This window comes from Bifidobacterium pongonis (assembly GCF_019331805.1).
Classification (GTDB): domain Bacteria; phylum Actinomycetota; class Actinomycetes; order Actinomycetales; family Bifidobacteriaceae; genus Bifidobacterium; species Bifidobacterium pongonis.
In genome coordinates this window covers 227,430-236,440 of record NZ_JAHBBE010000001.1, presented here as the reverse complement: position 1 = coordinate 236,440, position 9,011 = coordinate 227,430, and the positions used below count along the sequence as shown (strand labels likewise).

At 62.0% G+C, this 9,011-nt stretch carries 7 protein-coding genes; 6 read left to right on the top strand and 1 reads right to left on the bottom strand.

The genetic code is table 11. From position 1 onward, the window contains the following. The first annotated feature begins 513 nt into the window (after positions 1-513). The 6 genes from KIH75_RS01040 to KIH75_RS01015 all read left to right on the top strand — a co-directional run bounded on the left by KIH75_RS01040 (position 514) and on the right by KIH75_RS01015 (position 7,895). Positions 514-1,785, top strand: a complete 1,272-nt coding sequence (locus tag KIH75_RS01040) for a DUF2318 domain-containing protein (RefSeq protein ID WP_219054897.1) — start codon at positions 514-516, stop codon at positions 1,783-1,785. 13 nt (positions 1,786-1,798) lie between these two features. Further along, the gene (locus KIH75_RS01035) at positions 1,799-3,130 is read left to right on the top strand and encodes an ABC transporter permease (protein ID WP_219054898.1); all 1,332 of its coding nucleotides are present in this window, start codon (positions 1,799-1,801) and stop codon (positions 3,128-3,130) included. Between the two features lie 67 nt (positions 3,131-3,197). Beyond that, a complete protein-coding gene (locus tag KIH75_RS01030) occupies positions 3,198-4,436 on the top strand; it encodes an ABC transporter permease (RefSeq protein ID WP_219054971.1) in 1,239 nt (412 codons plus the stop codon). 141 nt (positions 4,437-4,577) lie between these two features. Then, complete coding sequence (locus KIH75_RS01025; RefSeq protein ID WP_219054899.1) at positions 4,578-5,378, top strand: ABC transporter ATP-binding protein; 801 nt, start codon at positions 4,578-4,580, stop codon at positions 5,376-5,378. A gap of 69 nt (positions 5,379-5,447) precedes the next feature. Then, positions 5,448-5,993 carry an FMN-binding protein gene (locus KIH75_RS01020; protein WP_219054900.1) on the top strand — a complete coding sequence of 182 codons (546 nt, stop codon included), beginning with the start codon at positions 5,448-5,450 and terminating at the stop codon, positions 5,991-5,993. Positions 5,994-6,245: 252 nt separating this feature from the next. Continuing rightward, complete coding sequence (locus KIH75_RS01015; protein WP_219054901.1) at positions 6,246-7,895, top strand: DUF6020 family protein; 1,650 nt, start codon at positions 6,246-6,248, stop codon at positions 7,893-7,895. Between the two features lie 423 nt (positions 7,896-8,318). Here KIH75_RS01015 and KIH75_RS01010 read toward each other — a convergent pair whose 3' ends face one another. Beyond that, a complete protein-coding gene (locus tag KIH75_RS01010) occupies positions 8,319-8,951 on the bottom strand; it encodes a TetR/AcrR family transcriptional regulator (protein ID WP_219054902.1) in 633 nt (210 codons plus the stop codon). Positions 8,952-9,011 lie beyond the last annotated feature (60 nt).

Genomic DNA, 9,011 nt, shown 5'->3' with positions numbered 1-9,011 from the left:
GTCGGGCAACGTATGCGGAAACCGCTTGCGGCGTTTTTCTTGGGCGTTGGTATACAGGGGTCTTTGGAGCGCTGGGCCAAGCCTACGGTCCGGCAATGAACATTCCATCCGCCTCTGGCGTTTAGCAGGAGCGTTGGTGTACGGGGTCTTTGGAGCGTGGGCCAAGCCTATGGGCGATTCGGGCGGACCTAGGGAATCATGCCTGTGCCCGACCGTAAAGACTTGGCCTGAGCGGCCCGGAGCGTGTCGGGCACTGGCATGATTCCCGGCCACACCAGAGCAGGCAAGGGATTCGTTCCGAACCTAATCCGTCTCTGGCGTTCTTGGAAGCGTTGGCGAGACTAGGGAATCGTGCCTGTGGCCGACCGTAAAGACTCGGCCAGAGCGGCCCGGAGCGTGTCGGACACTGGCACGATTCCCGGCCATACCGGGGCAGTGGGTTGGTGTTGTCTGGTTGGTAGTTGCTTCGTAAGGAAAGGAAACGCGCGGACAGCGCAATAGGAAAGGGCTGAGATGCTGCAACAGTATGTGACGGTGCTCCAGGGGACGCTGGCGCCGGCGTTGCTGATCATGGCGTTGAACGTGATGCTCGCCGTGGGCGAAGGGCGCGACAAGCCGGTAAGCCGGCATTGGCGACTGATCGGATTCATCGTAGGCTTCGTGGGGGCCGTCGTCTTCGCCGCGCTGCGAGCCACGGCCGTGATCAACCAGCGTACGTTCATCAACTATCCGACATTGTGGTGCTGCGTCATCCTCGACGTCGCCGCATTCATCATCATGCTGCGCGCACGCACGCTCACCCGCAATCGGCATGAGCATCCGCGCAGCCTCGACGCCGCCAATCTGGTTGCGGCGCTTGCCATCGCGGCCACCACGTTCCGTGCCCTGCCCGACGTGATCCTCAAGCTCACGATTTTCGTGGAACCGGGCGATCCCGTGTTCACTTCGGACATGCTGCTGCGCGCGCTCGGCTTCACTCTGGGTGCGGCCACCGCGATCGTCGCCGCGCTTATCTTCCGCACCATGCGTTCCACCACGCCGCACTGGTCGTTCACGCTCGCCGCGCTCCTGCAGGTCGTGCTGCTGTTCGTCACGCATTTCACCGATCTCGCGCAGATCCTGCAATCCAAGCGCATCGTCAGCTTCCCGAGCAACATGTTCCTCCTGCTCGTCTGGTGCATTAATCATCAGCGGGCCATGGCCATCGCCATGCCGATGGTTTTCGTCATTCCCGCCGTCGCCTCCATCATCAAGGGCTTCACCACCGCCACGACCGGTGATAATGAGGCCGTCGTGCGTGCGCATGTGGCGTTCGGTCGTCGTGCAAAAGCGGCCGGCGCGTGGAGTCTTGTCGCCATTATCGGCGTGACCGTGGCGCTCACCTATGGTGTCGCGCAGACGCAGAAGGTCGTCACGCTATCGCCGCCCGAACAGTATTCGCTGAAGGATGGTGTGGCCACCATCACCTTCGACCAGGTTTCGGACGGCCACCTGCACCGCTTCCAGTACAAGGCCAAGGATGGTACCGTCATGCGCTTCATCATCATCAAGAAGAACGGCGGCGCGTACGGCATCGGCCTTGACGCCTGCGAGAACTGCGGCGACGCGGGCTACTACGAGAAGGACGGCAAGATCATCTGCAAGAAGTGCGATGTCGCCATCAATCTCGCCACCATCGGCTTCAAGGGCGGGTGCAATCCCATCCCCTTCGACTACCAGGTCAAGCCCGGCAAAATCATCATCCAAACCTCCGTGCTCGACGCTTTGTCGGCGCACTTCCAGTGAGTGAGGAGCCAGCATGTTCTTCATACGAATGATCGTGCGTTCGTTCAGCAGGCAGTTCAAACGCCGACTGCTGATCGCGGTCACCGTCTGCCTGTCCGCGGCGGTGAGTGTCGCCATGCTCGGCGTGGTGTTCGACGTGGGTGACAAGCTCAACGCCGAACTTTCCACCTACGGTTCGAACATCGTGGTGCAGCCCAAGGCCGACGCCGTGGTGAACGACCTGTATAGCACCGGCGATTCCACGCAATCCGATGCCACCGATCCGACCACGTTCCTCAAGGAATCGGATGCGCCTAAGATCAAGACGATTTTCTGGGCGTTCAACATCACGAATTTCGCTCCGGAACTCAATATTCATGCCGATGCCGGCTGTTCCGGCGCTTCGGCGGGCAGCTGCAAGGCCACGAACGTGCCGATTGTGGGCACGTGGTTCGCTAAAACGCTGCACATGGATTCCGGCGAATCCGCCGTGGCCGGTGTGAACGGCATGCGCTCATGGTGGAAGCTCGACGGTTCCTGGCCTAAGGATGATAGTTCGCAGGGGCTTGTCGGCACGACTCTCGCCTCCAAGCTGGGTGTGAAGATCGGCGACACGGTCACGCTGGGCAAAACCACCGCGTCCGGCCGTAACCAGCAGAAGATTCGTATTACCGGCATCTACGAATCCGGCGACTCCGACGACAACACCATGTACATTCCTTCGTCCAAGGCGCAGAATCTCGCCAATCTGCCTGATTCCGTCGACAAGATCGAAGTCAAGGCGCTCACCACGCCCGATAACGATCTGGCTCGCAAGGCGTCCAAGAATCCCGCCGCGCTGACCCAGGACGAGTGGGAGACCTGGTATTGCACCGCGTACCCGAGTTCGATCGCCTACCAGATCGAAGAGGTGATTCCGGGTGCGGTCGCCAAGCAGGTGCGTCAGGTGGCTGCGCTGCAGGGCGACGTGTTGCAGAAGACGCAGGCGGTGATGGTGCTGATGACCGCGCTGTCGCTGATTGCGGCGGCCATCGCCGTGGCGAACCTGATGGCTTCCGCCATTGGCGAGCGTGGCGCGGAACTCGCCTTGTTGAAGGCCATCGGCGCGACCGATGGCGCGGTGTCGCGTCTTATGCTGGCCGAAACCGCGGTGATTTCGCTGATCGGTGCCGTGGCCGGTGCGCTGCTCGGCTCCGGTATGGCGCAGATTGTGGGGCATGTGGTGTTCGGTTCGGGCATCACGATGCGCCCGATGGTGTTCGTGCTCGTGTTCGTGCTGCTGGCGATTACCATTCTGCTGGCATCCTTCTCTTCCATTCGTTCGATTCTGAACTTGAAGCCCGCGGAGGTGCTCCATGGCCGCTGATAGCACATCACAGAAGGCAACCGGTACTTCCGGCAATGCCGGTACCACTACCACCACATCCAGGCCGATGACGAACCGGAGGATGTTCGCCACCATGCTGTGGGGCGCGGTGTTCCGCCGACGTTCCCGCGCGATCATGGCCGTGATCGCCGTGCTCGTCGGCGCCGCGACCCTGTTCTGCCTTGCCGCGGTGTGTATTGCGGTACCGCAGCAGATGAATGAGGAAATGCGCGCGTACGGCGCGAACCTCATCGTCACGCCCAGCGATTCCGCCGCATCCGGCTCGAAGTCGGACGGCATCGACGCCACCGCCGTTCGGAACATCAACGCGCTGGTGGTCGGCGAACACGGCGCGAAATCCGCCGCATACCGTTATGAGAGCGTGCGCATCAACTCCGCGCCCTACACGCTGGCCGGCATCACCACCGCCGACGTGAAGGCGTTGAACCGCCATTGGAATGTCACTGGCGACTGGCCGCGCAAAGGCAATGTGATGCTGGGGCGTGACGTGGCCGACGCGCTCGGCGTGAAGATCGGCTCGCGCATCACCATCGGCTACCGCGCTTCCGATAACGGCGGTTCCGCAAGTTCCGAGGGTGCGCTCGGCCAGAGCGAAAGCGACGTCAAGCGCGACGGTCGCGTGTCCTCCGACATCATGAATACCGCCGGCACCGAATTCCGCGTGGCCGGCATCGTCGACACCGGTGGTAACGAGGATGAGATCGTGTACGCGGTCAACGGCGACGTCGCCAAACTCGCCGGTTCCACGCGCGGCGCGGATGTTATCGAATACTCCGTCAACGCGGTCGGCTCCGACCTTGACGCCATCGTGAAATCGCTCAACGCCAACCCGAATACCGGCGTGAAAGCGCAGACCGTCACCAAGATCACTTCGTCCGATACGCGCATCATCACCATGCTGCAAACCCTGTTCTGGATTGTGTCGCTGGTGGTGCTGGTGCTGACTCTGGTTGGTGTGGGCACCACGATCAGTTCGATCGTTTCGCAGCGGCGCAACGAGATCGGTTTGCGTAAGGCGCTCGGCGCGTCCGCGCGGGCCATCGGCACCGAGTTTTATGTGGAATCCGCGATCTACGGCCTGGTCGGCGGCCTACTCGGCACGGCGCTCGGCTACCTGCTGGCGCGTGTGCTGTGCCAGACGGTGTTCGACCGCGCCATCGGCTTCAACTGGCTGCTCGGCGTGGCGTCGCTGCTGCTTAGCGTGCTGATCGCCGTGCTCGCTTCCGTTTCGCCGGTCCGTCGTGCCACGCGCATCGACCCGGCCATCGTGCTTCGCGAGGAGTGACCGCTGCCGACCGTTCCGCATATTCCGCTCGTTTTGTCTTCTCCGCTTCGCCCGTCCCATCCGTTTTGACCATTGGAATCCGCAGGAATCCGGGAATCCGCCCGAATCGCAAGCCGGACCTGCACATGTAAAGGAATGCCCATGCTGCTTGAACTTGACCACATCTGCAAGATCTACGGCGAACTGCACGCCGTGGACGACCTCAACCTCACCGTGCCGCAAGGCCAGTGGCTCGCCATCGTCGGCTCCTCCGGTTCCGGCAAAACCACGCTGATGAACATGATCGGCTGCATGGACAGCCCCTCCAAGGGTTCCGTGAAGCTCGAAGGGCGCAAGCTGGAGGATCTCAACGCCAAGCAGTTGGCCGACGTGCGCAAGAACATGATCGGCTTGGTGTTCCAGAAGTTCTACCTCGTGCCGCATCTGACCGCCGTGGAGAACGTGATGGTGGCGCAGTACTACCATTCCGTGGTCGACGAGAAGCAGGCGCTGGAAGCGTTGGAACGCGTGGGTTTGAAGGATCGTGCGCACCACCTGCCGAGCCAGCTTTCCGGTGGCGAGCAGCAGCGCGTGTGTATCGCGCGAGCCCTGATCAACTGCCCGAAGATCATTCTCGCCGACGAGCCCACCGGCAACTTGGACGAGAAGAACGAGAAGATCGTGCTCGACCTGTTCCGTCAGCTGCACGAGCAGGGCACGACGATCATCGTGGTCACGCATGACGCGCTGGTCGCCAGTTGCGCGCAGCGTGAGATCATGCTCAACCACGGCGTGCTGGTGGGGGAGAAGTGGAACGATGAGGAGGCGCGCAAGGCCTATGAGGCTGCGGGCGGCAAGCCGGCCTTCACCGGTTCCACGGCCGAGGGCGCACAGAACGGCGAAACCGCCATCGATTTCGCCGATCCGACCAAATCCGCCAAAACCGGCGGTTCCAAAGACTGACTGACTGGCGGCTGGAAGACCGGTGTAGGAGTATGGAACGATATGAGCAGACAGCGTGAAAGGAAGAATATGCCCAACAAACAGGATGCGGTGAAGATCGTTGCGATGACCGCGGCGGGCCTGGCGCTGCTGACCGCGTGCGGCGAGCCCAAGGCCACGCCGATGAACGACGAATACGCCGGCAACTCCGGCGAAAGCGAGCAGTCGCAGGAACAGCAGTCGCAGCAGGGGAGCGGCGATTCCGGTTCGTCCGACGATACCGTCAAGAACCATGCCGACGACCCGAACTCCACGACATCCGAGAAGAAGGACACCGGCAGCTACGCCGACGGCACGTACAAGATCAACGGCCAGTATGGGCCGGTCGGCGAAGACACCATCGATGTGAAACTCACCGTGAAACAGGGGAACGTCGAGAAGGTGGACATCGTCGGGCACCCGTTCACGTCGATCTCCAAGAAGCATCAGACCGAATTCGCCAATGCGATCAACGGCGTGGTGGACGGCAAGCCGCTCAAGGATCTGAAAATCGACAAGGTCGCGGGCGCCAGCTGGACCAGCGAGGCGTTCAACAAGGCCCTTGAAGTGGCGCGTCAGGAGGCGTCCATCCAGTAGGCTTTTGCCGGGGTGCATGAGGCTTGGAGGCTTCGCTGGGCGGGGCGTTTTTCGGCGTTTGCCGTTGGGAGATTCGGTGCATGTCTTATTTAGACACTCGCGCATGTGTTGTGTATTTCTACACTGGGAACCGTGGTTGAACGCAACGCGACACAAGTAACGGAATCATCGGCGGCATCGAAGGCCGGGCAACCAGGCGAACCGGTATGCGAATCGGTAAGCGAATCGGTAAGCGAATCGGCCGGTACGCGGATGGTCATCCAGTCAACCTCAGAGCCTGGCATCACCCCGCGCATCACCCTGCGTGACTCCCTCCGCTCCCGTTTCCTGCCGTACCTGCTCGTCATTCTGGCCTGCTGGTCGGTGTGGCTCACGCTCACCTGGCCCGGTGCCCTGCGCGACGACACCCTCGCCCAATACCTGCAATCCTCCGGGCTGCACGAGTATTACACGCAGCATCCGCTGTTCGACACCCTGATATTCGGTGCGTTCTGGCACTTGGGCGAACTATTCGGCTCGCCGCTCATCGGGCAGGGCATCTACACGCTGGTCCAAGCCGTGCTGCTCGCCGCAGGCTGCGCGCTCATACTGTGCTACACGCGCAAAATCGGCGTTCCGCGATGGCTGACCCTGATCGGGCTGATCTATTGCTCCACCAGCTATGTGATATTCGGCAGTGTTGCCACCATGGGCAAGGATTCGCTGCACACCATCTTCCTCATGCCCTTCGCCCTGATCTTCGTCGAAGCATGCCTGACCCGCGGGCGCGTGCTCGCCCGCACGCCGGTGGCCGTATGCTTCACGCTGCTCGCCTTCGCGGTGATCGCGTCGAAACGTACCGCGCTCATAGTGGTGCTTTGCGCCGGAACACTGCTGGTGGTGGTGTGCGCCAAGGGGCTGCGCAGGCGTGCGGCGATCTGCCTGGTGGCCGCGGCCGTGATCGCGGAATGCGTGTTCATGTCGTTCGCCGCGGCGGCGACACATGCGAACCATTCGGTCGCACGCGAACTCTGGGGCTACGTCACGCAGCCGGTCGCGAAACTCGCCCACGACGAACCGCACGCGATTTCCCCCAGTCAGATGCGGCGCCTCAACGAGATCATGGACGTGCAACGCGCGGCCCGCGATATCGTCGGCTATCGCACCGACGAAACATTCCACACCCTGAAAACCAGCCCGCAACCTTCCCTCACCAGCAAACTCGACGCGATCCGCGCGTGGATCGAGCTTGGGATAAGCCACCCCGGCACCTACCTTGAGGCGTATGCCGGGCCGATCCGCCACTGGTGGGACATCACCGCGAATTTCGCCTACCCCACCGATTCCGACTACATTTTCACGCCCGGGTATATGCGGCAATGGTCCACATTCCTCACCGGGTCGAAATACGCGGGTGATGACGGAAGCGCGGAGGCGCGGCGGCTGGCGGATATTACCAGTGAGCTGCGGCCGCTGATGGGTACGTCGCGCAAACCGCAGTGGAAAGCCGATGTGCTGGCCGGGGTGCGCCGGTGGGTGCGCGGCGGAAACCCGCTGACCTCGATGGCGTTGTATGTGACGTGGATACCGCTGCTGGTCGCGCTGGCGCTGGCGGGGCAGGCGGCGTTCCGGAGGGTGCGGGGGCGTGTGCGCTCCGGTGTGCGCGGCGGGGGTCACTGGAATGCGAGTGCTGGCGGCGGCGGAGGCGCTGGTTTCGGCGAAACTCGCCATGCCGGTGAGTCTGGGCCGGCTTGGGCGGCGTTCGGGTTGTTGTTCTTCAACAATCTTTCGCTGTACGCCTCGCCGTCGTCACTGTTCTGGTATGCGATCCCCGCGTTCTTCCTGCTGCCGTTGTTCACGGCCCTGCCCTTCCGGGCGGTGCCTCGGCAGGGCGCTTCGGCGGTCCCCATGCCCGCTTGTTGACCCTTTTCGGCTTTGCTGATTCGTTTCGGCCAGCTGACCCGTTCCCCAGCCCGTTTTCCGGTTTGGCTCGTGCCAGCCGGGCGGCCGGAATGCTTCCCGGAGCACATCATGCGGGTGGAACAGGCGCTATCTTGCTTATTTATGGCAGATTTCAGGATTCTCCATGAACTAGGTGGCTTATATATGGCACCTAAACCGCGATATTCGGGAATGAGTGCCATATATAAGCCACCTAGTTCCGGCGCATGGCCCGAATCTGCCATATATAAGGTAGTTAGCGACGATGAAAGGCCGTCAGTGGCAGATTTAGGTGCAGTCGGAGTCCCGCAGGCGGGAATAGAGGGATCGAACTCCCGTTGCGCTCTGTCTGGTTCGCCAGATTCAGCCAAACCTGTCAAACCAGACAACCAAACCCGGCCAAACCTACGCCACGATCGCCGGCCACAGTATGGCCGCCATCTGCTCCGCCCACAGCGCATCCTGCGGGTGACACAACGCCTTACAAGCCAGCATGGAGCCCAGCACCGTGCTGAACAGGAACTTCACGTCAAGGCTGCGGCGGAACGCCCCCGCATCCATGCCTCGGCGGATATAGTCGCCGAACCGCTGCTCGGCCGGCGTGATCACCTGGCCCGCAAGGCTTCTCACATAATCGCTGTCGGAACTCAGCACCAGCCCTACGGCCTTGAACCCGATTTCGTCGTTGAAGGCGGCTGCGATGTGCTCCAACAGGCGGCGCAGGTCGTCGTGTGTGGGGGCGAAATCATCTGTTTCGAATGTGTCGCTCGCCTCGATCTGCACCTTGTGCAGCAGGTCCTCCGTATTACGGTACCGGCGGTAGATCGTGGTTTTCGCCACGCCCGAGCAGCGAGCCACTTCCTCGATGGTCACCGCCCCGATGCCGCGCGATGCGGCGATCTGCAGTATCGCCTGCGTGATCTTGCGATCCGTCGCCTCACGCATACGTGCCGCACGCGTTTTCACCGGGGTAGGCAGTTTCGGCATTTTCGAGGCGATGGCCGTGGCGGTCTCGCTCTTCTTCGTATCCCTCTTCATGGTCCTCTTCGTTTCCCTCGCCGTGGCGGCGTGTGCCGCCACGAACCGGTTGCGGCCGAC